The following is a 25370-nucleotide window of genomic DNA, read 5'->3' as shown; positions in this document are numbered from 1 at the left end:
TCAGCTATCAGCTATCAGCTATCAGCTATCAGCTATCAGCTATCAGCTATCAGCTATCAGCTATCAGCTATCAGCTATCAGCTATCAGCTATCAGCTCAGGTGTTGTGATCACACTGGTCGTTGGTGCAGTGACCGTAGAGGTAGAGGCTGTGGTTGGTCAGCTTGATGTTGTGCTTGATGGCGATCTCCTGCTGGCGACTTTCGATCACGTCATCACTGAATTCAATCACCTTGCCGCAGTCCAGGCACACCAGATGGTCGTGGTGGTGTTGGCTGGCCAGCTCGAATACGGCCTTGCCGCTCTCGAAGTGGTGACGGGAGACGATGCCGGCATCGTCGAACTGGTTCAAAACCCGGTAGACGGTCGCCAGGCCGATCTCTTCACCGGTCTCCAGCAGCAGCTTGTACAGCTCTTCGGCACTGATATGTTGATTCTTAGGGTTTTGCAGCAGCTCAAGGATCTTCACCCGTGGCAGGGTCACTTTCAAACCGGCTTTTTTGAGGGCCTGATTTTCGTCAGTCATGGTGCTCTCTTTATTCTGTCGGGCGGTCAAACCCAGGCATATGCTCTCGCCATTATATGGAGCTTCCCCGCAAGTTAAAACCATTAGCTAATCTATGGATTCATTCTATACACTAGGAATGACAAAGATTTAGCCACTATGAGGGAAGTTTGAACGATATGTATCAACGGATCGTGGTGTTAACCGGTGCAGGGATCTCAGCCGAATCGGGCCTGAAAACCTTTCGGGCCGAGGATGGGCTCTGGGAGGAGCACCGGGTTGAGGATGTGGCAACCCCGGAAGGTTATTGGCGAGATCCCGATTTGGTCAATCGGTTTTATAACTTACGATGGCAGCAGTTAAAGGATGGAGTAGAGCCTAATCCGGCACATCTTGCCCTGGGACAATTGGAGCAGGCGTTTGATGGCGAGTTGCTGTTGGTGACGCAGAATATCGATAACCTGCATGAGCGGGGCGGCAGCCGTCGGGTTCTCCATATGCATGGTGAACTGGCCAAGGGACGCTGCCCTCGTACCCAGCAGATCTTTCCCCTGCATCAGCCCTTCGGGCCCGACAACCTTTGTACCTGCTGTGAGCCGCCAGCGGTGATGCGTCCCCATGTGGTGTGGTTTGGTGAGATGCCCATTGGCCTGGATCGGATCTACCAGGCGCTGGAGCGGTGTGACCTCTTTATCAGTATCGGCACCTCGGGCACCGTCTATCCGGCCGCCGGTTTCGTCGAGCAGGCCAATCAGGCCGGGGCGGATACCCTGGAGATCAACCTGGCGCCGTCCGAGGTCCACAGCCAGTTTCGTTTTCAGCGCCAGGGACGGGCCGGTGAGCTGGTCCCTGAGCTGGTCAGCCAGCTTTTGGCCGGTCACTCCATCGCGTCCTGATAGATCTCCGGACGCGCCAGCACGCTTTGGATGGCATCGGTCAGCTGGGTCAACGCCTGGGGCGGGATCACATAGGGCGGCATGATGTAAACCAGCTTGCCAAAGGGGCGGATCCACACTCCCTGCTCGACGAACTGGCGCTGGATCACCGCGCTGTTCACCGGCTCTCGAGTTTCCACCACGCCGATGGCACCAAACACACGAACATCGGCCACACCGGGCAGGGCACGGCAGGGGGCAAGCTCGGCGTTGAGTTGTGCCTCGATCGCCGCCACCTGGCCTTGCCAATGACCTTTCTGCAGTAGGCCCAGGCTGGCATTGGCCACGGCGCAGGCCAGGGGGTTGCCCATAAAGGTGGGGCCATGCATAAAGACCCCGGCTTCGCTGGCGCAAACCCCACGGGCGATGCGATCAGTGGCCAGGGTAGCGGCCAGGGTCATGGTGCCACCGGTCAGTGCTTTGCCCAGGCAGAGGATGTCGGGTACGACGTCGGCGTGCTCATAGGCAAACAGTTTGCCGGTGCGGCCAAACCCGGTGGCGATCTCATCGAAGATCAGAACGATGCCATTCCGATCACAATGCTGGCGCAACGCCTGCAGGTAGCTGGCGCCATAGAAGCGCATGCCACCGGCACCCTGGACCAGGGGCTCGACGATCAGCGCCGCGGTGTCGTCACCCCAGTCGGTCATCGCCTGCTCCAGGGCCCTGGCATCGTCTTCATGGAGGGGCGCGCCGGGGGCCGTTTGCGGCCTTGGCAGGAAGTGGGCCTTGGGCAGAATGTCGTGAAACAGGCTGTGCATGCCGCCGACGGGATCACAGACACTCATGGCGGCAAAGGTGTCACCGTGGTATCCGCCACGAATGGTCATGATCCGGGTTTTACCGGTCTGGCCGATCCCCTGCTGGAATTGCAGCGCCATCTTTAACGCGACTTCTACGGAGACGGATCCGGAATCGGCGAGGAAGATCTTGTCCAGAGCCGGTGCGGTCATGGCCAGCAGTTTCTTGCCCAGCTCGGTGGCCGGGCCATGGGTCAGGCCGCCAAACATCACATGGCTCATGCGATCGATCTGTGCCTTGGCGGCATCAGACAGGGCCGGGTGCTGATAGCCATGGATGGCGCTCCACCAGCTGCTCATGCCGTCCACCAGGCGGCGGCCATCCTCCAGCTCGATGTGGACACCGGATGCGGCGGCGACCGGATAACAGGGCAGGGGCTCGGTGGTCGAAGTGTAGGGGTGCCAGAGATGGTCCCGGTCAAACTGCAGATCGGCCTTCATGGTTAAAATTCATCCATTGGTCAAGGTGGTGTTCTGGTCGGCGTTGACAGTCTAAGGCCTGACCGTATCCTAGCCAACAGAAATTCTTAACGGGAAACGGGCTAGCATGGCTGCATCACACACCTTAATACGTCACGACTGGACCCTAGAGCAGGTTCAGGCATTGTTTGCTAAACCACTGAACGATATGTTGTTTGAGGCTCAGACGGTCCATCGTCAACACTTTGCGCCGAACCAGGTGCAGATCTCCCGGTTGTTGTCGATCAAGACAGGCGCCTGCCCGGAGGATTGCAAATACTGTCCCCAGAGCGCCCGCTACCATACCGGGCTGGCAACGGAGCAGCTGGTCGAGGTTGAAAAGGTGCTGGCGGAAGCCAAGCTGGCCAAGGAGGCCGGTGCCAGCCGGTTCTGCATGGGGGCGGCCTGGCGCAATCCGCGGGAGCGGGACATGCCCTATGTGCTCAAGATGGTGCGCGAGGTCAAGGCGATGGGGATGGAGACCTGCATGACCCTGGGGATGTTGACGGTGGATCAGGCCCAGGCGCTGGCCGAGGCGGGGCTGGATTACTACAACCACAACCTGGACACCTCTCCGGAGTTTTACGGTGAGATCATCTCGACCCGCAACTATGACGATCGTCTGAATACCATAGATCACGTCCGCCAGGCGGGCATGAAGGTGTGCTCAGGCGGCATTTTGGGCATGGGGGAGCAGGCCAAGGATCGGGCAGAGTTGCTGCGTCAGTTGGCCAATCTCGAAAAACACCCGGAAAGCGTGCCGATCAACATGCTGGTCAAGGTGCCAGGCACGCCCATGGCCGAGCAGGCCGATCTGGATCCCATCGAGTTTGTCCGGGCCATTGCCGTGGCGCGGATCATGATGCCAGCCTCCCATGTGCGTTTGTCTGCGGGTCGAGAGGAGATGAGTGATGAGTTGCAGGCGATGTGCTTCTTTGCCGGTGCCAACTCCATCTTCTACGGTTGTAAGCTGCTGACCACCGCCAATCCGAAAGAGAATGACGATATGGCGCTGTTTGCCCGTCTGGGGATCACGCCGGAAGCAGCGGCTCCGACCCATCTGGAGACCCTTAAACCTGTGCTCAAGTCCGAGCAGGAAGAGCTGTTTTACGATGCCGCTCAGTAAGATCTGGCGGGAGCGAACTCGGCAGGTGGTCGATGAGCGCAAAGAGGCCGGCTTGTATCGACAGCGTCACTGTATCGAGCCCCTTAGCCCCCGGGAGATCCGGGTCGGGGGAGAGATCTACCTGCAGTTTGCCAGTAATGATTACCTGGGGCTGGCCTTTGCCGATGGCGGGAGACATCCCCGTCGCGGTGCCGGGGCCTCGGCGCTGATCAGTGGCTATCAGCCGCAACACCGTGGCCTGGAGCGGGCGCTGTGCGAGGCGACGGGTTATGAGGCTGCGCTGCTGTTTAGCTCGGGCTTTGCCGCCAACTCCGCCCCTTTTGCCCTGTGTCAAAAGGGGGATCGTATTCTGGCGGACAAGCTGGCTCATGCGTCCATCATCGATGGCGCATTGGCCAGCGAAGCCGGATTGCGACGGTTTCCCCACAATGATATGAACACCCTGGCACGTTGGCTTGATGGCCAGGAGGCACCGACCCTGGTGGCCTCCGAGTCGGTGTTTTCCATGGATGGTGATCAGGCCCCGATGGCCGAGCTGGTCGCCTTGTGTCGTCGGCATGGGGCCCTCTCCTGGCTCGATGATGCCCATGGCTTTGGGATCTTGGGCGAGCGGGGCCTGGGCGCCAGTGAGATCGCTCGGCCGGATCTGCTGACCCTGACCTTTGGCAAGGCGATGGGGGCCAGTGGTGCGGCATTGCTGGGCTCCCGTGTGCTGATCGAGGCAATACTGCAGTCCTGTCGCCACTATATCTACTCCACGGCGATGCCAGCGGATCTTGCCCAGCACCTCACGGAACAACTTCAGGTGTTGCAGCAAGCCGCTCCCAGGACCCACCTGCGCCGACTGATTGCACGCTTTCGCCAGGGCGCTTTGGCCCAGGGGTGGCAACTGCTGGACTCGCAGACTCCGATCCAGCCACTGGTGATCGGAGACAGTGGTGCCGCCCTGCAACTGGCCGAGGGGCTGCGGGCCAAAGGGATCTGGTGCCCGGCGATCCGGCCGCCGACCGTGCCCAAGGGGCAGGCCCGCTTGCGCCTGGTGCTCAATGCCGGGCATACCGAGGCGGATGTGGACAGGCTGTTGGCTACCCTGGAGGCGTGCCGATGACCCGTGGATGGCAATCGACCGAGGTGGCCCGCTGTTTTGGCGGCGCGGCCCACAGCTATGACAGTCAGGCCCAGCTGCAGCAGCTGGTAGGGCAACGTCTGTTGGAGCTGGCTCCGGCAGCCCCCCTCTATCTGGATCTGGGGGCGGGCACGGGCTTCGTCACTGGGCAGTTGCCGGCACGGCACGTTATCGCCCTGGATCTGGCCCTACCCATGCTGCAACAGGGGCGCACCCTGGGGCGGATCGATTCGGCCCTGTGCGCCGATCTTCATCAGCTGCCCCTGGCCAGCAACAGCATCGATGCCTTGGCGGCCAATATGTCGCTGCAGTGGAGCCGGGATCTGCCCGGCCTGTTTACCGAGTTGAACCGCATCGCCAAACCGGGAGCGCCGCTGCTGTTTAGCCTGCCTGTGGCAGGCTGTTTTCCCGAACTGACCGCCTTGGTGGAGGGTGGTTTGCTCGGCTGCCATGCCTTTGATGAACTCGACCGTCTGGGTAAGCTGCTCCAGGACAGCGGTTTTGCCCAGGTAGAAACCGAGTTTCTCTGCCACACCTGCTACTTCCCCACGGCCCGTGCGCTGCTGGGGCACTTCAAGGCGACCGGTGCTCAACTGCATGGCAGCCGCTCCCCGGGATTGAAGGGGCGGGGTTGGTGGCAGGGCGTACAGGAGGATTTGGAGCAGCATCGAACCGAACTGGGGCTGCCCCTGAGCTGGCGAGTCGGCCTGGTGCGGGCGATCGCCACAGACAAGGAGAAACGATGATCTATTTTCTGACCGGTACCGATACCGACGTCGGTAAGACGGTGATCAGCGCCGGCTTGCTCGATGCGGCCGGGCGTCAGGGCGCGGCAACCCTGGGACTCAAGCCGATAGCCGCAGGTTGTGAAGCCACTGCAGACGGGCTGCGCAACGGCGATGCCCTGGCACTGATGCAGGCCAGCAGCATAGATCTGCCCTATGGCCGGATCAATCCGGTGGCTCTGGCCGAGCCCATTGCCCCGCACATCGCGGCCCGTCGTGCCGGACTGCGTCTGTCGATCCATGATCTGCACCAGGCGATGCCCCGGGATGCCATGAACCAGGCGGATCTCTGCATCGTCGAAGGGGCCGGCGGCTGGCGACTGCCATTGAGTGACACCGAGCGCCTACCCCATTGGGTACAGCAAGAGGGGTGGCCGGTGATCCTGGTGGTGGGGATGAAGCTGGGTTGTCTGAACCATGCACTGCTGACCGCCGAGGCGATCCGCGCCGATGGCCTGACGCTGGCGGGTTGGATCGCCAACCGAGTGAGCCCGCAGATGGCCTGCTATGAGGAAAATCTGGCCAGCCTGGTGTCGATGCTGGAAGCACCCTTGCTCGGGGAAGTGCCCCACCTTAGCGGTGAGCACCCAGGTGCGGGCGACTTTTTATTGGCTGCGTCGCAGCGTCTGCTTAGCCGCTAACCGGCCTGCGCGGAAGCCAACGGCTTGCGAGCGAGGGGCCATGACCCTCGCCTGTTAGGGGCGGGATCTTGTTCATGATCGAAGAAAGTGTGCTTTAAAGGGGTCTAATAGGATAGGTAACCTAAGAAAAGTGTTGTTCAGCCTCAGTTAAATCGGTTTTTGGTCGCTTAAGCGGAGGCAGATTAGCCATAATAAAATCGAATTTGTCGTCGAGGCCGGGTGGAATGCGTTTTTTGCTGTTGTTTTGTGGCTGGCTTTTCAGCGTTGCCGCTCTTGCTGCATCGCCGCCTATCTGGTTCGCGACCGAGTCTCAACGGGATGCGGCCGCGGAGATCCGGGGGCAGCTTGAGGTGTTTGCCGCTGCCCGGGTCGATCCCAGGTTTTCGAGCCTGCTGACCAAACTGGAGGGGGCTCAATCCGAATCCCGACACAGTGCCCTCTACAGTGAGGCGTTTATTCTGATCGATGCGTTCTGGCAGGAGTTTTTGTTGAGGCCTGCGGGCTCTTTGCCCCTGTCCGACCCCTTTCTCCTGTCTCCCCGTCCGGGTTTGACCGGTAAGCTGGCAAGGGCGGCACATGAGGGCACGCTCTACGAGCTGGTACTGACCCTAGAGCCTGAACTCGATGACTACCTGGCTGGACGAAACTGGATTGCCTACTATCGCTACCTGTCTGGCCAGACTCCTTCATTGCCCGTGCGATCCGATTTATTGCGTCCCGGGGAGCGACATGCCGAAGTGGCACACATCCGTCAGCGGCTGCATCAACTGAAGCTCCTACCGGAGGATTCAACAAGCCAGGTCTATGATGAGACACTGCGTCGGGCTTTGCTGGCATTCCAGCGCCAGCATGGCCTGGCACCGGATGGTGTGATCGGCCGCAAGACCCGTTATTGGCTCTATCTGCCCCATGAGGAGCGGGGTCGACTCCTGGCGCGTTCTTTGCTGCGACAGACCCATGATCGCCACTATTTTCAGCATGACTATTTGAAGGTCAATATTCCGGATTATTCGGCACAATGGGTTGAGCAGGGACGGCAGCGCTTCGAAGCCCGGGTTGTGGTGGGCATGCCCAGCAGGCCAACCCCGACCATGCACACGGAGCTGAGGCATGTGGTGATAAACCCGGATTGGAATGTGCCTCGTTCCATCTTGTTCAAGGATCTGCTGCCGAGGATCGCTCAGGATGGGCACTATGTGAAAGACAATCACTACGAGGTGATTGGTGCCGATGAGCAAGTGATTGAATTGCCAGCCGAGGAGTTGATGGCGCTGGCGAGACAAGGTTTTCCCTATCGCTTGAGGCAGAAGCCAGGCTCATTCAATGCTTTGGGCCGCTTTAAGTTTTATCTGGCGAACAACCGGGCCATCTATCTGCACGATACACCGGGTCAGCGGCTGTTTGACCATGTCACTCGGGCCTACTCCTCGGGCTGTGTTCGAGTGGAAGGGGCGGATGAGTTTGCGCATCAGTTGTTGCAGCGCAATGGTACGGCCCCAGATCGCATCGCACGCTGGCAGGCGGTATGGCAACCGAAATGGATCGCACTGACCCAGCCATTACCTGTGTATCTGGTCTACTGGCCTGCCTGGATCGAACAGGGACAGCCTCAATTTCGATTGGACATCTACGGCTGGGAAGGTGATCCCGTTCACAAATCGGCCAGCCCGGTTGCTCGCTTTGACCTCTAAGAACTGATTGTTTTTTATGAGCCCATCTTGGGCTATGCCGTGTTTGAGCGGTTTGCTGGGGCTTGCCTGGTCAATTAATAACCAGTAGGTTGATTCGCATTGTGACGCGCGTTCACATCCGACATTTACCTTTTGGGATCGCATTATGACTAACGTTTGCCGACAGCGACGTCGCTTTCTTGGGCTCTCAGCTGCGTCTTTAGCCTTGGCTACCGTGCCCGGGCTTGGCCTGGCCAGCACCGGGGTACCAAAAACCTTGAGCTTCTATAACCGTCATACCGGTGAGCGTGCCAGCACCGAGTTCTGGCAGCAGGGGGACTTTATTGCCGATGGTGTTTCCTTGCTGGACACGGTATTGCGAGATCACCGTGCCAATGAGGTTGCGCAGATGGATCGCAGCCTGTACCAGCTGGTTTATCGCTTGAGTAATGCCCTGGATTACAGGGGGGATATTCATGTGATCTCAGGCTTTCGCAGTATGAAAACGAATGAGATGCTGGCATCCCGCTCCGGTGGCGTGGCGAAACAGAGTTTCCATACCAAGGCGCAGGCCATCGATCTGGCGATGCCTGGGATCGAATTGGAAAGGGTTCGCAGCGCAGCGGTTCAGTTGGGATTGGGCGGTGTGGGTTATTATCCAAAATCCGGCTTTGTCCATGTCGACACCGGGCCGGTTCGGCGTTGGTAAGCGCTTAAACAAGCACCGTCTCGTCAGGCGTCAAAGGTCATTAAATACAACAGGGCGATGCCGACCGGTGCGCGGGTTCTCAGAGGATGAAAAGGGCGGCAGTAAGTCGCTTGTTGGTGCTGGGACCTTATGGTAGACTCCTCCAGCTTTTTTCGAAGCAAGCTACGGGCCTTGGTCGCAAAGGCCCGTACTTTTTTATGATTTTGAGGTTTTTACCATGTCTATTGTTCTTCAAGCTAAAGTCCGCACCGATGCGGGGAAAGGTGCGAGCCGCCGCCTGCGTCACGCTGGTCTGATCCCAGCCATCATCTACGGTGGCGAAGCTGCTCCAGTTTCCATCGAGCTGGATCACGACAAAGTTCTGCACGCTCAGGACGAAGAGGCTTTCTACAACACCGAGCTGACCCTGGTGGTTGACGGTAAAGAAGAGAAAGTAAAGGCGCAAGCCATGCAGCGTCACCCGTACAAGCCGAAGGTTACTCACGTAGACTTCGTACGCGTTTAATCGCAAGCTGTACAGAAAAGGGCACCCCGAGGGGTGCCCTTTTTGGTATGACAGTTCGTCCGTTTGGGAAGCGGAATATCGAGACCAGTACAGATAAGATACTTTTCAAAGAAAGGGTTGTTGAAGCAACAGGAGATCGGCCGGGCTTTTCTCGTATGGAGCCATCAAGGCCCTGGGCAGGGTTACACCCAGGGGATCTTTCATACCTCTATTCCAACTCACACCTTATCGAGTGGATAAGCGTATCTCGACGGATAAAGGCGAGGGACTTAGTGGCGAACGCTATCGTCGTTGATCTCATGCCAGCTTCGAGCGTGCATCAAGGCTTCATTAACCGCTTCGATCAGGGTTTGCGGCGCGGGCTCTCCGCCGTTACGCCATAGCAGCGCATGGGGCTCTTCGGATCCGAGAGTCGCCACGTATCCGAGAAGATCGGCGCAGGAGGCCAGTTCATCCAACTGCTCTTCACTCAGCAGTTCCTGCCAGGCTTCCTTGAGGAACAGATAACCCTGATAGTAGCCAGCCAGCCAGTGGCGCAGAGGCTGGCGGATCTCTCTTTGTCGCAGGGCTTCGAGCTGTTCCTGCATCAGGGTCGGTATGGGCCGTGCTTTGCCAATGACCTCTTCGTGGATCTGGTTATAGAGCACGAACATCAGATCCATGGTGTCCTCTTCAAACGGCCAGTAATCTTTTTCCGGCTCTGTACCCGCGATGGCACTGCTCCAGATCGCAGGATCCAGTGTCCTGGGATGGCAGTGCAGGTGTGCGAGGAAGCCCTTGGCCTGCTCCAGATTCATACCGCCCTGAGAGGCGCACTCTTGTAAGATCGCACCGAGGCGCTTCTCATCGTGTTTGTTGAGCTTTGTTTTCATGAAGGCCCTGGCAAAGGAAGTGTATGGCGCTAGATTGGCATGTTTGTCGCTAAAATCCAGTGTGATGGGCGAAGAAGTGTGTGCTGGATCCCATCCAGGCGGGCAATGGATGAAAACCAGGCCCTGGCCCTGTGCCCGTTCTATGAACGAGAATCTAGTTTATTCAAGATCTTGATTGGTCTCCCGTATCGGCCCTGGGAGCTTGCCGAACGGGTTGGATGGAGGACAAGATGCAACCTGGGATCAGTTATCATTGCTGTCATTGTGATCATGTTGAAGCCCTGACGCCTGAGACCTTCTTTCCGCTGCTCAAGCACGGATGCTGGCCTTGTGCAGCCTGTGGTCAAACCCTCTATCCGGCGCCGGAGCATAAAGAGCGTTTGTTTCGGCATGAGTGGCTGTATCGTCAGCGATCCATCTTTGATCTGTTGCCGCTGGCTTTATTGCTGGCGGTGATAGCGGGCCACCAAAGTGGTTGGTATGGGACTGTGGGGCTGTTGGTTGGAATGGCTGGGGCATTGATTGCTTTGGTGTTGAACCGGCGCCGGCGCCTGCCTCAATGGTGTCTCCATACCGTGGGCCGGGCTGGGCAACACAAAGATTAAGTGGTATTCCCTATGGCGAGAGTCTGGCTTGTAAGGCGATGTGCTGGGACCCACCTGAATCAAAATACCTTTTTCTCTGGCTCTTAGGCCACTTCCTGCACGGATGAGGCAGGCCACGCTTGATGAGAAAACCCTGGGGCTTACCCGGGTTAGCTCATCCACTTCCCGTTTGGCACCTATGCTCAGATCCGAAGTGGCCCAAGGGGGCCTTGGCCTGGCGAAGGTTGAGCCCCGTTGCCTGGGGGGATCCGACGATCGATCCCGCCTTGGGGGGTTGTCACTGTCATCGGCCGGTCAACTCTATGCCAGGTGCTTAATGCACCCTCTTCCCTGCAGTGAACCGGGGAGTTCCATCAGCAGGCGTTCGAACTGCTGAGCTAGCACCTGAGGGTGGAATGACGTTGAGAACCCGGGATGCGGTGTTTGGCTGTCAAGATCCCCCCGAGCCTTGGCTCGGACCAGGCGTGTCAGACTCTCCTGCCATTGCTCTGGGGTGTTGGCGACTTCATATTGCCGGCCGTACTGCCGCAACAGATCCAGGCTGTCGCCTTCGGGCAATTGGGCCAGAATGGGTTTGCCACAGGCCAGATAGTCGATCAGTTTGGCGGCGATGTGGGTATCCCGGGTGCCGGGATCCGGCTCCCCCTTATTGATGAACAAGAGATCGGTTTGAGCCAAGAGGCGCCCTAACTCCTCCTTGGGCTGGCTGGAGTAGCAAGTGATGTTTTTCTGAATGCCCAGAGTGCGTGCCCAATGGCTGACGATGGCATTACCGCTGCCGGCACAGTGGAAGTGCCAGGGATGCGCAAGCCGAGATAGGGCTTTGAGCAGGGCTTCGGGAGAGCGGCGAAAACCATCCCAACCGCCCAGATAGGTGATGTGAAGGCAGGGATCGTGAGCGGGACCAGGGTGAAGGCGATCGAAGGGGGCGTCGAAGCCGTTGGGGAGCAGGCTAACCGGAGTGGGCGTGAGCTGGCGGTAGTAGGCCTGATCGCTGGGAGAGGTGACGATCAGTGCATCTGCCATGGTGACCAGTCGATGCTCCCAGTGGTGATCGGCGCCAATCCCATGATAACCGGAGCCCCCCCAGCCATCACGAAAGTCCAGAACCAGGGGCAGGTTGAAACGGCGTTTGAGCATCATGCCAACGACGGCGGCGCTAAAGGGGGGACAGGAGACGTAGAGGCAGTCCGGACGTTGCTGATGGATCTGCTTGCAGGCGGCCCGGTAAGCTGGCCAGATCCAGCCCCACTCAAGATCGAGAAACCAGAATCGGCGCGCGATCTCGAAGTCTGTTTTTTCTGTCAGCCCCAGAGCCTTGCGGCCCCGTCGAATCAAGGCGGTTGGCCACTGCCAAAGGGGAGCTATCGGCAGGGGGCTGATCCTATCGCAGGGGATCGGGCGCAGGGAGTCCGGGATCCGGCCGTTACCGGGATGAAACGGGCTGTCTCCGGCAACGCTGCTGATCACCCGGCATTGGTGTCCACGGGCGTGCATATGGCTGAGAAACCTCTGAGTCCGCAGGGTTCCGACACTGGTGTGGGGAGGATAGTAATAGGCCAAGGTGAGCAGATTCATATTGTCTCCTCCAGGCTGTGCTGAGCTGGGCTTAGGGGACGGATCACCTTTGCCGGGACACCGCCCGCCAGCACATTGGCGGGGAGATCGGATGTGACTACGCTGCCCGCAGCGACCACGGTGCCACGACCTATGGTGACACCGGCGCCGACAAAGACCCGGCTGCACAACCATACGTCTGGCTCGAGCACGATGTCACCACACTGTTCATCCAGTTCAGGTGCGCCATCCGCCCGGGCCCTGGCCCCCAGGGGATGGCCGGGGAATCCGGCGAGCTGACACCCTCCTGCCAGGCGGACGTTGTTGCCCAGGTATACGCGGTGACCCACCGAGATGGTACATTGCCAACCTATGTCGCAGTTATTACCGACGATCAGGTGAGGCCGATGACTGCTCGCCCTGCCAAACAGGCTGCTCTTGCCGCAGATCCGGCAATCGGCGCCGATGGTCAGTTCGAGAGGGCCAGCCACCTGAGGCATGCCGCCGTAGAGGTGCAGTCGAGGGGCATCATGGGTCAGCCGGGTTTTGAACAGGGGCAGAAAGTAGAGTTGCTGCCCAACTCCATGGAGCAGTGCGATGCTGGCCAAATGGATCTGGTAGAGGGGACCAAATAGCCAGGGGAGCCGTGGCAGTTGCAAATTGCGAAGCGACTTATAGCTGCTAAACAGGAATTGACTGATTGGATTATCTCGTTGTTTTACCCATTTTTTCAGCGTTGATGTCGTCATGCCCTTGTCCTCTCTTTGGTGGAATTACCGGCCAGTGAGGGGACGCTGCGAAAATCGCGCCAAAATGGGCGCCCAGATCAGTCGATATCGAAGGAGTAATAGAGATCCAGTGATTGTTCGGCGACGTCGGTCATGGCGCTGACCGCTTCCAGCCAGAGGCGTTGCATCAGATCGTAGCGCACGGTTAGCTCGTTGATGGACTCAAACACGCCAACCCCGTACTTGATGTACAGCCGGCGACCGACATAGCCGCTGATGGTGATCTGGGTCTCCTCACCACTGCCTTCTGCATCCAGAGAGACATCCCGAAACCCCAGCCCCTCCCCAAGGGTGGTGACCAAGCCCCCCGTGGTCCCAACACCCAGGCTGACTGCCGCCGAGGCAAACAGGGAGCTCCCACCGTCGGAGGCGTTGAGCCCCTGTCCCCGGGTCAGGTAGGAGAGGATCTCCTGTTGCTCCATGGCCGGGGAGGAGAACAGGGTTAACTGCGGGGTCGCAGGCGTACCTGTGATCCGCACTCCCGCAGTCACATCATCCACATCAATTGTCCTTGAAGCCTCGACGTCAAGATTGGGCAGGGTGGGAGGGCCATTGAAACTGACCTGTCCTCGCTCGATGGCGAGTCGTTGGCCAAATGCCCGGAAGCGCCCCTTCTCCAGGGCTAATTCGCCAAAGGCCTGCAGGGGTTGGCCCGGACGTTGACGCAACGTCAGATCCCCGCCAAGCGTACCGGTCACCCCCAGCGCACTGATCTGAATGTTGTTGTCTATCAGCAAGCGAAGATCCATCGCAGTGCGGGTACTTAACGGGCTTTGGCTATCGACTCGACCGTCGACAAACACCACATCATCGCTGATCTGAACTGTCCCTTCCGGCAGGCTCTCTAGGATGAGGCTGCCTTGGGTCAGGCGCAGATCCCCCGTGAGCTGGATCTGTTGGGGGGTCAGGGCAAGGGTGAGATCTGGACTGGCTTCCAGTACCAGCAGGGGGGGATAGAGCACGCTCAGGCGTTCACCCTGCAGTTGTAACTCTGCCGACAGCCCCTGTTGCCAGGCTAGCGTTCCGGTCAGCTTCGCTTCTCCTTCCCCCATACGGGCGAGGCCTGACAGCTGGGCGTGATCGCCAACAAACTGGGCTGTTATCGAGGCGGCGTCCAATGTCGTAGGATTTCGAATCGAGCGCAGTTGCCCTTCCCGAATGGCGAGCTGGCCATGAAGCAAGGGAGCCTGGAGGGAGCCGGAAAAGGCAAGCTGGCCATCGAGCTTGGCTTCGGCCACCGCCAGGCTGTCAAACCAGGCCAGGTAGGGAGCCAGGTCCAGCGATTGGCTCTGCAGGCTGCCACTGAGTGTATAGGGGGCCTCACTGCCCAGGTTAATCGTGAGATCCAGGCTGCGAGCCTGGTCGACATCGGCCTGAGCCTGCAGGCTGACGCCGGAAGGGTCGAGCTGCAGATGGGTGTCGAGGCGTTGCCAGGTCAGCAGGCTCGGGGGGAGGCCGTCCCCCTGATCCAGTTGCACTTGCCCCTTTTCGGTACTCAAGTCCAATAACAGACGGGGTAATTGTCCGGGCTGCCAACTGACGCTGGCACTGCCCTCAAGGGCAGAGTGTGGTTTCAGGCGCGAGGGGAGCCAGGGCTCAAGCATCATCGCTGCATCCGCTTGCACTGTGGCCGCCAGGGCACCACGCTCTCCGATCAGGGCCGGTCCGGTCAGACACAGATCACTTCCTCGGGCTTGCCAGCAATGCTGGCCGATCACCAGATTGCGCGCGGTGGGATCGAGGCGCAGGGTGGCGCCCTGACTCATGCGCCAGGGCCAATCCCTGACCGAGATCACCCCTTGAGTCCACTGGCCCAGCCACAGGGCCGGTTCCTCCTGCCACTGCCCCGCAAAGGCGAGCCTGACGGGCACCTCGCCATCAAGCCTCAGTTGGGCCTTTTGCTGGAGATCCCCGCCGTCAGCCGTTAGTGACAGTGCCCCGAGCTGGGTTTCTCCATATTGGTTACTCTGGCTGCTGACACTCAGGGAAAACTCATGCTTCTGACGGGGTCGATAGTTCGCCTGAAGGGCAATCTCCTCGAAGTGTGCCGTTTGCCAGCTCAGTGTCGTGCTTCGGCCACTGAGTTTCAGTCGGGGCGCCTGCGCGTCTCCCTCAACCGATAATGTCAGTTCAAGATCACCGGCCAGGTTGGGCTCCCAGCGACTGAGATCGCTTCCGATCAGTTGACCTTCGACCTGCCATTGTCCCTGATCCAACCCCCCATTTAGCGTCAAGTCAGTATCGTTGAAGGAGAGATTGATCTGTTCGGCGTAGCCTCGCCACTGTGAATCCAACTCGCCACTGCCCTGGAGGCGCAACGGGTACCCCAACAGCTGACCGTCCAGATCGGCGTCTTGCAGAGCAATCTCCCAGCCTTGATCTTGCCAGTGGCCACGGCTGTGTAATCGGCCGTTGAGCTTCGGGCTTAGCTTAGGGAGGTACTGGCTCAGATCCAGTTCCTGGGCGCTTAGCCAAGCCTGCCAGCGCAGTCCCTGGGCATAGTCGAGGTTACCTTTGAGCCAGGCATGACCCATCTCGCTGTCGAGTTGAGCGCGGTGTAAGGTAACAATCTGGTCGGCATGCTTCCCCCGCAGGGCCATATCGATGGGCGGGAGGGGGCCGCTTTGCAGTCTTCCCTCCAGGGTGAAACTCTGTGCGTCCAGATCGCCAGTGGCGACCAGGCTTACTTCCTGGGCAAGCCATGTGGGGTCTCCCGTCAGGGGCCATTGCAGAGCGTGACCGGACAGGGAGAGTTCAAATGGCAGGCTGGATGAGGTGAGGGAGAGCCACCCCGTCGTATCGCCAGCCAAGCCACTGTCACTGTGCAGGGAAAAATGTAAGCGTTGGAGATCCCCGCTGATCTGGCTTTGGAAGGCTTGGTCGGTCAGCTGCGGCAGCCAGGGGAGGCCGGTAAGACGACCCACCAGGCGCGCCTCCAGCGGATAGTTGTCGCGGAAGTCCAGGCTGATGTTTCCCTGAGCCTCTCCCCAGTTGTGCTCCAGCGTGAAATCGGCCAGTGTCAGGAGGGTATGATGCCAACGCCCTCGTGTGTTGAGGTGGTGGATGTGGTGAAACTGGTCACCGATCCAGACTCGGCTATCACGGATCTCGGTGCCGTGCAGGCGGATCTCGAAGGGCAGGGGGACTTCGGGCAACTGGGCCAGGGGCCAGGTGTCGTCCTCGGGATCACCTTCCGCCAGGGGAATACGGATCTCGGCACCATCGAGCCGAGCGTCGGTCAGGGCCAGCAGGATGTTGTCGAGGGCAACCTGGCCGCTAAGCTGTTCGGCATTAAACTGCATATCGTCGACCCGGACCCGGATCTGGCTCAGATCCGCCTGTGCCACATCGATGCGCAGCGGCAGATGGATCCCGCTGTAACCGGAAGGATCCACAACTTCAGACGAGAGGGTGGACGGCGTCTGTTCGTCATCCAGATCCAGATCCACCTCCACCTTGACCTTGGCCGCGCGAACCTTGTCGGCACAGATCCTTTGTGTCGTCAGGCAGTGCAGACGCCACTGAACGGCGACGTCTTTCACTTCAACGCGAACCGAGTCCAGCTCCAGCACAAAGTGGGAAAGGGCCAGATCGCGATTGAGGCTGCCGCTTTGATAGCGCAGGGAAAGGCCGGGCACCAAGGCATCCAGTGCAGTCACCAGCACGGCACTGCCCGGTGCGGTGCCTACCAGCAGGGCGAAGAGCATCAACAGCATCAGGGGCAGGGCCAGTAGCCATCGCAGGATCTGTCTCAGCCTCTTTGTCCTGGTCATAACTCCGCCCCTATGGTGATGTGCAGCCGCCATGGGGTATCGGGTTCACTGATCCCAAATCCGAGATCCAGACGAATGGGTCCCACGGGTGAGATCCAGTGTATGCCACCGCCGACCGAGGTCACGATACTGAAGGCCTCGGAGTCGTAGGTATCAAAGGCGTTACCGGCGTCGATAAAGGTAGCGAGTCGCCACTTGTCTTTGACGTAATACTGGTACTCCAGACTGCCCACCAGCAGGTAGCGACCGCCGGCATTGATGGTGGTTGGTGATTCGGCGTCCTCATCGATCACCACTTTAGGGCCCAGGGACTGATAGCGAAATCCTCGGATCGATTGATCCCCCCCCGCGAAAAAGCGCAGGGAGGGCGCCAGCTCCAGCAAGGAATCGTCGTTGACCATATTGGTTCCGATATCGAGGCGAGAGCTGAGCCGGTGGCGAGGCCAGGGGGTGGTGACCCAACGCAACTGACCCTGAAATCGGGTGATCCTCTGGCTGGCGATCACACCAGGTTCGCCATGCTCCAAGCGGTAGTGTTGGCGAAAACCTCGGCTGGGATCCAACTGAGGCCCTGAGCGCCGGGTGCGCAGAAAGCTGATCCCTGGAAGCAGGTAACTGGCCTGGGAGTCCAAGGTGGACTGGCGCCAGTTCTCATTGAGATAACGCAGATAGAAGGTACGCACCCAGCCCGAATTGGTCACGGTTCGGCGGCCGATGGTCCCCTGGTACTGGGTGCTGTCGATGTCGCCATACTTCTCTTTACCGACACTGGCCCTGAGTTGCAGTTGATCGTTAAGAGGGTGATCCAGGGGGATCCGGTATTCGAAACTGAGTTTGGGATTCAGCTCGGAAAGCTCTGCCTTGGTCTCCTGGCTGTGGCCGTACCGGTTGACGACCGGAGTACGCCAGGTGGTTGAGAGACGGGCTCGAGTGTCAGTGGCATAGCCGACGCCGACCTCAATGGAGTGGCGGGGCGGGGGCGACAAGCCGGCTTCGACCGGGATCAGCCCATCCTCGGCCTCCTTGGGGTGAGGCAGTACCTTGACGTCCTTAAAATAGCCTGAGCTGAACAGGCTGTTGGTGAGCTTGCCGATCTCGACGCTGTGATAGGGGGTACCGGGCTTAAAGGGGACCAGTTTTTGCAAAATGTCCGGGTTGAGCTCCGAGGCCCAGAAGTTGACTTCGCCCAGTCGGTAGCGTCGACCGCTGTCATACAGCAAGATCAGATCGGCGCGATTGCGGTCTCGATCGATCTCCAATCGCTGCACTCGCATTGCCCCATCGAAATAGCCACGTACCAGTCCCAACGAGATAAGATCGGCTTTGAAACGCTCGTAACGACCATGATGCAAAACGTCACCGGGCTTGAAAGGCGCCTCGTCCAGTTTCTCGATAAACGCTGCATCGTTGCGTGCATCCCCTTCAAGTAAGAGCAGTACATGTTCGAGCCGGACCGCTTCGCCCGGTGAGATGGTCAGGGTGAGGTGCCAGTCTTTCTGCGCACGGACCAGCGTTGGGGTGATCTGTGCCTGGTAATAGCCCATGGCCTGCATCGCTTCCTGGGCTTTCTGTTCATAACTGAACAGGAAACTGGCGCGCTCGGCGGCGCTCTTGGGCAGGGGAGAGAGATGACCCTTGATGTTGTTTGCCAGTGCACCCTTGACCCCCTTGAGCGTTAGTTTGAGTCCGCCGCCGGGATCATACTGGGTCCCCAGCCGAGTCTTGGAGGGACGGGGGCCGGTGAGCTCGTTGGAGGGTGCTTTTGCCATTAGGTTGCTGCTGGCAAAAACGGTTAGCAGAATAAGCAACGCGCGCAGCAAAGCGACTCCTGTCGGCTGTGTGCCTGTCTACCCGGTGTGGCCACGGGAACAGGGAGGTTGGAAAAACAGGTTAATTTTAAAAGCTTAGACCTTGATAGCCAATCAAAAAGCCTGATAAAAGGACAATTGACCAGAACCGCGCTAACCGGCCTGCCCGTTTGCCCCCCATTACGGGGGTACCGCCTGGTTACAGCAAGAGGTGTTCACCATTGTCGAGCGCATTACTGGCCGCGAAGGGGATCCCTTTTTGCTGTGCCCTTGAGGCTGGCTTATGGCGGGTGATGCCTTTCCTGGCTGTTGAGCCGTTCATACGCCAATGAACGAAGGCATTGGCCACATGGATTTGACCCATGTCATCGAAGCTTACTGAAATTGATGCGGTTATCCATCGCCAATGGAGTCTTTCTTGTTTCAGTGTGGCAGTATGCTGGGTAAGGATTTTGTTGGTCGCGGCGGCTAAGGGCGGCGTGCTGGTGAAAATTTGTCCTGCTGTCATTCGAATGCAGCAATCGTCATTTTGCGCTGCCCGTTGCGTCGGGATGGCGCTATGGTTAGGTAGTAAACACGCGAACAGGAGATGCGATGGAATCGGTAAAAGTTTTGGACTACATGGACCGTCACCCGGTGTTGCTGACGTCATCGATGCCCTTATCCGTTGCGGTAGAGACACTGTTGGCCGCAGGCCAAAGTGGTGCATCTGTCGTTGATGCAGAGGGATATTTGCAAGGGTTTGCCTCGGAGCAGGATTGCCTGGCACTGATGCTCAAGAGCAGTTATCACTGTGATCTGACGGCGACGGTTGCCGACGTAATGCGTACCGACGTTTTGACGGTCACGAAGGAGAGTTCGGTACTGAGTCTGGCGGAGCAGATGTTGGAGCAAAAGCCCAAGATCTATCCTGTGGTCGATGAGGGCAAGGTTGTGGGTATGATCGACCGTACTCGGGTACTCAAGGCGGTGGCAACGCACCTGAAGGAGTGCTTCCGTCACGCAGTGTGATTTTTTTGCTTTCGGGCAAGTGAAATCATGCCAATAAAAAGCGGTCAGACAGGCCGCTTTTGCCTTACTATTGAAGGCTGGTGAGGAAGTTGGAGAGTCAAGTAATGAAAAAGCAGATCTGGGAGCAGCTACGTCGCGAGGCTGAGGTGGTCACCCAGAACGAACCCTTGCTGACCAGTTATGTTCACACCTGCGTGTTGAGCCACCGTAGCCTGGGGGGAGCCTTGAGTTTTCTCCTCGCCAACAAGGTCGCGGATGAGGTGATGTCGGCGGTAGTGCTTCGGGAGTTGTTGGAGGAGGCCTATCTCAAGGATGAAAGCATCATTGATTACGCTGCTTTCGATCTGGATGCGGTCTTCCATCGGGATCCGGCGATCAAAAAGCAACTGACCATTTTATTGTATTTGAAAGGATTTCAGTCCATTCAGTTGCACAGACTGGCTCACTACCTGTGGAACAGCGGGCGCCAGGCACTGGCCCTGTTCCTGCAGAGTCGCAATTCCGAAGTGTTTGGTATCGACATTCACCCTGCGGCCCGGATCGGCAAGGGGGTGATGTTTGATCATGCGACGGGCATTGTGGTCGGGGAAACGGCCGTGATTGAGGACAATGTTTCTATCCTGCAGTCGGTCACCCTTGGCGGAACGGGCAATGAGTCCGGAGATCGCCATCCGAAGATCCGCTCCGGGGTCATGATCGGAGCCGGTGCCAAGGTGTTGGGCAATATCGAGGTGGGCGAAGGTGCCCGGATTGGGGCGAACTCCGTGGTGCTCAATCCCGTGCCTGCTCATACGACAGTGGTCGGGATCCCGGCACGGGTTGTCGGTAAGCCGACCAGAGATCAGCCCTGTGAAACCATGGATCAGAACTTTCTCAGCGACGGGATTTAGACCCGTCAAAGCAAGCTAAACGCCGCGCAAATGCGCGGCGTTTTTCATTGGTTTGGGCGAGTGACGCCGGTCCTCGGCTAGGGTGAGACACAACGGAAGCTGTCGACAGCGCGCGGATCGCCTTCGCCCTTGTACTGCAGCACCTGGGGGTAGGCACAGACCGGGCGAGCGCCATCAGGCGTGCCCTGCTCATCGAGCCAATGGGCGGTCAGTGCTTGGGGCGCTTCGCCGCTCTCGACCCAAAGGTCGATCTCATCCAGGAAGTTGACCCAGGAGGGGCCAGGGCCGCCAAAGCAGTGCTCCACACCGGGCATCATAAACAGACGCACATCCTCGGAGGCGCTGCTGTCGTGATCGATGACCTGGTCGTAGTAGCCGATCACCGCATCCGCCGGCACTGCCGCATCGGACCAACCGGAGTAGACCAGCATCTTACCGCCGCGCTGACGAAACGCGGAGAGATCCGGATCCGTGGCATTAAGGGTGTTGGCCACCGCCGCACCGTCCTGACGCAACCGGTCGTAGTCAGTATCCACATAGCTCCAATCATGGTCGTGATAGATAAAGTGGCGCATGATCCCAAGACCAAAGCCGTACATGGCGCTGGGCAACTGGGGCTCGGCATGGCCGCCGACACTGATCCCTGCCTGGAACCCTTCGTCGTCCTCTGCCCCGTCAGCCAAGCCTCCGGTCAACCAGCGCGACCAGCCACCGGCGGCGGTTTCACCGCCAAAGGGAAAGCCATAAAACAGCGCATTGCCCTGGCTGTCCCTGGGTCCCTGGTACACCACTTGCGCGGCGGCCAGCTGCTGGGCGCTCAGGCAGTCCTGGGTTTCTCCCTCGGGACACTGCAAGGTGGCAATGTCGAAGTCGCACAGGCGGGGATCATTGAGGTAACCGTCTTTCAGACCATTCTGGCCGTCACACTGGGCCAGATAAGCCGATTCGATCAGCGCTTGCTCGGCCGGCCCGATCACCGCCTGACGCAGATCGTTCGGATCCGGGTACATCGCATGAGTGATCTGGGTAGCCAGCGCAGCCACACCAACGAAGTCATAGTTCGGTGCACCGACCACGATGGCGTCAAAGTCATCGGGATAGCGCTGCGCAGCCATCAGGCCTTGGCCACCGCCGCGGGAGCAGCCGGTAAAGTAGCTGCGATCGATCTCGCTTTGGTAATGGTTCTGGATCAACGCCTTGGCGGTGACCGTGGTGCGATGCACCGCTTTATGGCCAAAGTTAACCAGGCGCTCCAGGTTGTTGTGGGCCCAGCTGGCGTCAATGGGGTGGGCCTGATGGCCGGTGTCGGTGCCCACGGTGGCGTAGCCGGATTGCAAGGCGCCAAACATCAAGGCGGTGTTTTGCACCGTACCGACGAAGCCGCCGCCACCGCCCATCACGAACTTTTGGTTCCACGCCTGGGGCAGCAGCAGTTCGAAGTGGATCTCTTGTCCTATCACCCCCTCGACCTTGCAGTGGGGAACGGGCGCGGCTTGTGCGGTGGCTGCGGTCAGCCGCACATCGGGCAGGGTGGCAAACTGCTCAAGATCGCAGCTTAGCGGCTGGGCCTGGGCACTGACCGCCAGAAGCGGTAATGCGGCCAGGCTGAGGGAGGGAAGGGCGTTGATGCGTGTCATGATCTGCTCCGGTTATCCAGGATTCAGGGACGGTCGTCGGGTCAGCCGGACCCGCTTTGGCTGAGAGAGGCAGCCAAAGGGGCAGGGCAAGGGGTCTGTGGGGCGATATCAGAAGCGGTAGATCACGCCCAGGGTGAGGTTGGTCACATCCATGTCGTGAAACGCCACGTCGTTATCGGATTGGTAATAGGCAGCCGAGAACAATCCGGTCAGGTTTTCGTAACCAAACAGGCGGTTGCGAAAGGTGTTGAGGCCGATCCCCAGTTCCTTGGAATCGGTTTTCGTATCGAACACCGGGTTGAGCTCATCGAAGCTGACACGTCCGGCAAAGCCGTTGAGGACGTAGGTCCAGTCGCCAATGATGTGGGTGTAGGTCAGTTCGGCCATCAGGCGATCGTTGGCGATGGCGCTACCTTCGGCGTTACGCTGGCGGTAGATGATCGACGGCGTCAGGAACTGAGTGGCGCTGATCCCGTGGTGGTATTTCAGCTCAAAACGGTGATCTTCGCCGTTACGATCGAGGCGCTGGCGTTCGGCTTGGCTCAGATCCAGCCCTTCACCGCTGCGCTCTTCATCGATGTCGATGTTACGAAAGGTGTAGCTCGCGCTGACGTTGCTGTTGGCGATCTGTTCCCACTCCAGGCGCACCCCTCGAGAGCCCCGGTCGGTTTCGTTGCGGGGGGCGCCGATCAGGTAGGGATCGGCCCACACCTCGGTGGGCAGCCCGGAGAACACCAGTCCGGCAGAGACGATCCCCAAGTCGTCAAGCTGGTGGCGTACGCCCAGTACCTGGGTCAGATCAAAGCGCACGGCGTCTTGGATCCGGTTACCTAAGACCAGTTGGGTGCGACCGTTGGCGAAGGTGTAACGCAGATCCAGGTAGGGAGCCAGGATAGAGGTGGACTGGCTGCCCGGTGCATGGTCCAGAGCGTCGACCTGACGGTCGCTGAGGTTATTCATGCCGTTGCCAGCGATCAGATTCGAGGCGTAGTCCATATGGCTTGCAGTGATCCCAACAAAGCCTGAGAAGCCGGCCTCCTGGGGGATCGGGGAGGGCAGTGCCTGGGCGCCCGCAGTGGCAAGTGTGATGGCGGTGGCGAGGATAAATTTTTGCGTTTTCATGGTCAGTGTCTCTGTCGGCAGTTTGGGTTGCGGCTCTCCCCAATACGGCAAACAGTGGGGTCCTGAGCTTTACGTTGAAGCCATGATGTCATTAAATCGGAGCCGATTCTGGTTTGCGGCCTGCGCAAATTTGCGCAGAAGTTGGCCTGCCCTGCTTAACATTGAATAGTACGCACAGGTGGAAGTATAGTGATAGTGCCGCCGTTCGCAGTCCGGTGGCAATCTTGGAATGGGAGGTGGCATGAAGCCGGTACTGGATCTCAATCTGCTCAATACCATCTCGGTACTGGTCAGCGACCCGAGGCTGAGTAGCGCGTTAAACCGTTTGGGAGTCAGCCGCTCGACGCTGAATCGGGGATTGGCAAGCTTGCGTGAGCACTATCAGGATGAGCTGTTTACCTTGGTCGATGGCGCGTTTCGGCCAACCGCCCTGGCTCAAGAGCTGGCTGGCCAGATCACCCCCGCTGTGGAGACCCTGAATTCGGCGTACGAAAAGCGCAAGGAGTTCGATCTCGCTCAGATCTCGGGAACTTTGAGGCTGTATGCACCCGCCACCTTAGGCGAGTTGATCACGGCCGAGCTGCTGGCATTGCTGGCGCAGGCCAAAAGCCCGCTACGATTGGAAAGTGTGGTCTGGTCCAGCCATGGGCCTGCGCCCTTGGTGACCGGTGAGATGGCGTTGTGCGTCGATGTGTTCCCGCTGGAGCTGGGGCGTGATCTGGTGCAACGTCGATTGGGCTGGGTGCCGCTCGGGGTCTATCTGCGTCCCGATCACCCCTTATGTCAGCGCGAGCAGCTCACCCTGGCGGATCTGGCGGATCTGCCCATGGTCCGGCAGTGGGCCGGAGAGACCCGCCATTATGGCACGCTGGCCCGGGAGGCGGCTTCTGCCGTACCCAATGTCGCGGTCAGCGTGACGACCGTATTGGCGGCATTGCGCTGTGCCGAACGCTTTAATTACGGGGTGATCGCCGCCAATTGCTACCAGCAAGAGGTCGGAGACCGGCTGACTTGGCGTCCCTTGATGCGCACTGAGGGGCCCATCGCGCTGGAATATGGCCTGTACTTTCATCGCAGTTGGTACAACCACCCGCTGATGTTGGCGCTTGAGGGGATCCTGCACCAGTGCCATGAGCGAATATTTGAGGAGTAGCCAAGCCTTATGTTGCACCTGGAGAATGACACAGCCCCTCCCCTTATCGTGCTAGGGGAGGGGGGCTGATGGGATCTTCAGTTAGATCCAAACGACACGAATGGCCAGCACCGTCAGGATCAAAGCCGTCGCCCGATCCAGCCACACGCCATTGTGCTTGAGCCAGCCCATCAGGGGCGTCCGGGCGACGCCCAGGGCGACTAGCGCATACCATAGGGCATCAATACCGCCTGCGGTGGCCATCATGATGATCTTGTCGGCCCACCCTGCATCCTCGTGAACAAATTGGCTGAAGAGGGCCAGGAAGAACAAGGCGATCTTCGGATTAAGAAAGGCCACCAGGAATCCGCCGCTGAATCCTTGATAGCGGCGATAGCTGCCTTCCCCGTCTTGAGCGGCAGCGGCTGCCGGCTTTGGCTTGATCGCCTGCCAAGCCAGATACAGCAGGAAAGCGGCACCCACATAGCGGATCCCATCGAACAGACCAGGGGTTTGGGTGATCACCAGACCCAGGCCCATGGCCACCAGCAGGGCATAGAGGGCGATCCCCAGGCCATGGCCGACGGCGGTAAGCAGACCTCGGCTGATCCCGCCAGCAACGGTATTGCGGATCACCAGGGCCAGGGAGGGGCCCGGGCTGATGGCACCCAGGGTGCAGATTGTGGCCAGGGAGAGCCAGAGAGTGAAAGACATTGGAGTCCTTGTGGTGGAAGAGCACTATTCGCATAGGATAACGAAATGATCATAAAGGGAAAAACCCTTCGTGAATCGGGCTTGTTTCACAATTCGAAACCCCTAGGGGAAAGCTTGTAAACTTAGGAGGGCGTCAAAGCTGTGATGTGGCTCGGGTCGATGGGATCGGGCTGGGCGAAGCGCGACAAACGCATCGCGGGA

General features: G+C 59.1%; 22 protein-coding genes and 1 pseudogene. 12 read left to right on the top strand and 11 right to left on the bottom strand.

The annotated features are described in order from the left end of the window. Nucleotides 1-96: 96 nt before the first annotated feature. Complete coding sequence (gene fur / locus AC2D8U_RS18690; protein WP_484620592.1) at nucleotides 97-525, bottom strand: ferric iron uptake transcriptional regulator; 429 nt, start codon at nucleotides 523-525, stop codon at nucleotides 97-99. Nucleotides 526-683: 158 nt separating this feature from the next. Here fur and cobB point away from each other — a divergent pair, with 158 nt between their 5' ends. Then, nucleotides 684-1400 (top strand): Sir2 family NAD+-dependent deacetylase, encoded by a 717-nt coding sequence (gene cobB, locus AC2D8U_RS18685; RefSeq protein WP_484620591.1) that lies wholly within the window; start codon nucleotides 684-686, stop codon nucleotides 1398-1400. On the opposite strand, the gene bioA is transcribed toward cobB, so the two are convergent. Then, nucleotides 1382-2680: an adenosylmethionine--8-amino-7-oxononanoate transaminase gene (gene bioA / locus AC2D8U_RS18680; RefSeq protein ID WP_484620590.1), complete on the bottom strand. Its 1299-nt coding sequence runs from the start codon at nucleotides 2678-2680 to the stop codon at nucleotides 1382-1384. The genes cobB and bioA overlap by 19 nt on opposite strands. A 106-nt stretch (nucleotides 2681-2786) precedes the next feature. Here bioA and bioB point away from each other — a divergent pair, with 106 nt between their 5' ends. The 7 genes and pseudogenes from bioB to rplY all read left to right on the top strand — a co-directional run. Further along, entirely contained in the window at nucleotides 2787-3824 is a 1038-nt protein-coding gene (gene bioB, locus AC2D8U_RS18675; protein ID WP_484620589.1) for a biotin synthase BioB, read from the top strand. Continuing rightward, nucleotides 3811-4932, top strand: a complete 1122-nt coding sequence (locus AC2D8U_RS18670; RefSeq protein ID WP_484620588.1) for an aminotransferase class I/II-fold pyridoxal phosphate-dependent enzyme — start codon at nucleotides 3811-3813, stop codon at nucleotides 4930-4932. The genes bioB and AC2D8U_RS18670 overlap by 14 nt, the downstream gene beginning before the upstream one ends. Beyond that, a complete protein-coding gene (locus AC2D8U_RS18665) occupies nucleotides 4929-5696 on the top strand; it encodes a methyltransferase domain-containing protein (RefSeq protein ID WP_484620587.1) in 768 nt (255 codons plus the stop codon). Before AC2D8U_RS18670 ends, AC2D8U_RS18665 begins: the two co-directional genes overlap by 4 nt. After that, a complete protein-coding gene (gene bioD, locus AC2D8U_RS18660; RefSeq protein WP_484620598.1) occupies nucleotides 5696-6376 on the top strand; it encodes a dethiobiotin synthase in 681 nt (226 codons plus the stop codon). Before AC2D8U_RS18665 ends, bioD begins: the two co-directional genes overlap by 1 nt. Before the next feature lie 224 nt (nucleotides 6377-6600). Further along, nucleotides 6601-8067: a L,D-transpeptidase family protein gene (locus tag AC2D8U_RS18655; protein ID WP_484620586.1), complete on the top strand. Its 1467-nt coding sequence runs from the start codon at nucleotides 6601-6603 to the stop codon at nucleotides 8065-8067. Nucleotides 8068-8212: 145 nt separating this feature from the next. Continuing rightward, on the top strand, nucleotides 8213-8755 hold the full coding sequence (gene mepK, locus AC2D8U_RS18650) for a peptidoglycan L,D-endopeptidase MepK (protein ID WP_484620585.1): 543 nt from the start codon (nucleotides 8213-8215) through the stop codon (nucleotides 8753-8755). Between the two features lie 217 nt (nucleotides 8756-8972). Then, nucleotides 8973-9257: pseudogene (rplY, locus tag AC2D8U_RS18645) on the top strand (50S ribosomal protein L25); the annotation flags it as partial. Between the two features lie 272 nt (nucleotides 9258-9529). On the opposite strand, the gene AC2D8U_RS18640 reads toward rplY, so the two are convergent. Next, nucleotides 9530-10132, bottom strand: coding sequence for a UPF0149 family protein (locus tag AC2D8U_RS18640; RefSeq protein WP_484620584.1), 603 nt, complete (start codon nucleotides 10130-10132; stop codon nucleotides 9530-9532). A gap of 230 nt (nucleotides 10133-10362) precedes the next feature. On the opposite strand from AC2D8U_RS18640, the gene AC2D8U_RS18635 reads away from it, so the two are divergent. Continuing rightward, nucleotides 10363-10737 carry a hypothetical protein gene (locus AC2D8U_RS18635; protein ID WP_484620583.1) on the top strand — a complete coding sequence of 125 codons (375 nt, stop codon included), beginning with the start codon at nucleotides 10363-10365 and terminating at the stop codon, nucleotides 10735-10737. A gap of 300 nt (nucleotides 10738-11037) precedes the next feature. Here AC2D8U_RS18635 and AC2D8U_RS18630 read toward each other — a convergent pair whose 3' ends face one another. The 5 genes from AC2D8U_RS18630 to AC2D8U_RS18610 all read right to left on the bottom strand — a co-directional run bounded on the left by AC2D8U_RS18630 (nucleotide 11038) and on the right by AC2D8U_RS18610 (nucleotide 19171). Next, entirely contained in the window at nucleotides 11038-12315 is a 1278-nt protein-coding gene (locus tag AC2D8U_RS18630; RefSeq protein WP_484620582.1) for a glycosyltransferase, read from the bottom strand. After that, nucleotides 12312-13043 (bottom strand): acyltransferase, encoded by a 732-nt coding sequence (locus AC2D8U_RS18625; protein ID WP_484620581.1) that lies wholly within the window; start codon nucleotides 13041-13043, stop codon nucleotides 12312-12314. The genes AC2D8U_RS18630 and AC2D8U_RS18625 overlap by 4 nt, the downstream gene beginning before the upstream one ends. 77 nt (nucleotides 13044-13120) lie before the next feature. Beyond that, complete coding sequence (tamB, locus tag AC2D8U_RS18620; RefSeq protein WP_484620580.1) at nucleotides 13121-16855, bottom strand: autotransporter assembly complex protein TamB; 3735 nt, start codon at nucleotides 16853-16855, stop codon at nucleotides 13121-13123. Then, nucleotides 16852-18624: an autotransporter assembly complex protein TamA gene (locus tag AC2D8U_RS18615; protein WP_484620579.1), complete on the bottom strand. Its 1773-nt coding sequence runs from the start codon at nucleotides 18622-18624 to the stop codon at nucleotides 16852-16854. The genes tamB and AC2D8U_RS18615 overlap by 4 nt, the downstream gene beginning before the upstream one ends. A gap of 238 nt (nucleotides 18625-18862) precedes the next feature. After that, entirely contained in the window at nucleotides 18863-19171 is a 309-nt protein-coding gene (locus AC2D8U_RS18610; protein ID WP_484620578.1) for a hypothetical protein, read from the bottom strand. Nucleotides 19172-19257: 86 nt separating this feature from the next. On the opposite strand from AC2D8U_RS18610, the gene AC2D8U_RS18605 reads away from it, so the two are divergent. Next, a complete protein-coding gene (locus AC2D8U_RS18605) occupies nucleotides 19258-19674 on the top strand; it encodes a CBS domain-containing protein (RefSeq protein WP_484620577.1) in 417 nt (138 codons plus the stop codon). A gap of 104 nt (nucleotides 19675-19778) precedes the next feature. Continuing rightward, on the top strand, nucleotides 19779-20564 hold the full coding sequence (gene cysE / locus AC2D8U_RS18600; RefSeq protein WP_484620576.1) for a serine O-acetyltransferase: 786 nt from the start codon (nucleotides 19779-19781) through the stop codon (nucleotides 20562-20564). A 77-nt stretch (nucleotides 20565-20641) separates the two neighbouring features. Here cysE and AC2D8U_RS18595 read toward each other — a convergent pair whose 3' ends face one another. Both AC2D8U_RS18595 and AC2D8U_RS18590 read right to left on the bottom strand, forming a co-directional pair. Further along, nucleotides 20642-22201: a tannase/feruloyl esterase family alpha/beta hydrolase gene (locus tag AC2D8U_RS18595; protein ID WP_484620575.1), complete on the bottom strand. Its 1560-nt coding sequence runs from the start codon at nucleotides 22199-22201 to the stop codon at nucleotides 20642-20644. A gap of 108 nt (nucleotides 22202-22309) precedes the next feature. Continuing rightward, nucleotides 22310-23323 (bottom strand): DUF2860 family protein, encoded by a 1014-nt coding sequence (locus AC2D8U_RS18590; RefSeq protein ID WP_484620574.1) that lies wholly within the window; start codon nucleotides 23321-23323, stop codon nucleotides 22310-22312. A gap of 241 nt (nucleotides 23324-23564) precedes the next feature. On the opposite strand from AC2D8U_RS18590, the gene AC2D8U_RS18585 reads away from it, so the two are divergent. Then, nucleotides 23565-24476, top strand: coding sequence for a LysR substrate-binding domain-containing protein (locus AC2D8U_RS18585; RefSeq protein WP_484620573.1), 912 nt, complete (start codon nucleotides 23565-23567; stop codon nucleotides 24474-24476). 81 nt (nucleotides 24477-24557) lie between these two features. Here the strand turns inward: AC2D8U_RS18585 and AC2D8U_RS18580 are convergent, their stop codons facing one another. Further along, the gene (locus tag AC2D8U_RS18580; RefSeq protein ID WP_484620572.1) at nucleotides 24558-25169 is read right to left on the bottom strand and encodes a LysE family translocator; all 612 of its coding nucleotides are present in this window, start codon (nucleotides 25167-25169) and stop codon (nucleotides 24558-24560) included. Between the last annotated feature and the right edge of the window lie 201 nt (nucleotides 25170-25370).

This window comes from Ferrimonas sp. YIN67, assembly GCF_057219095.1.
This window is presented reverse-complemented; position numbering and strand designations above follow the sequence as displayed.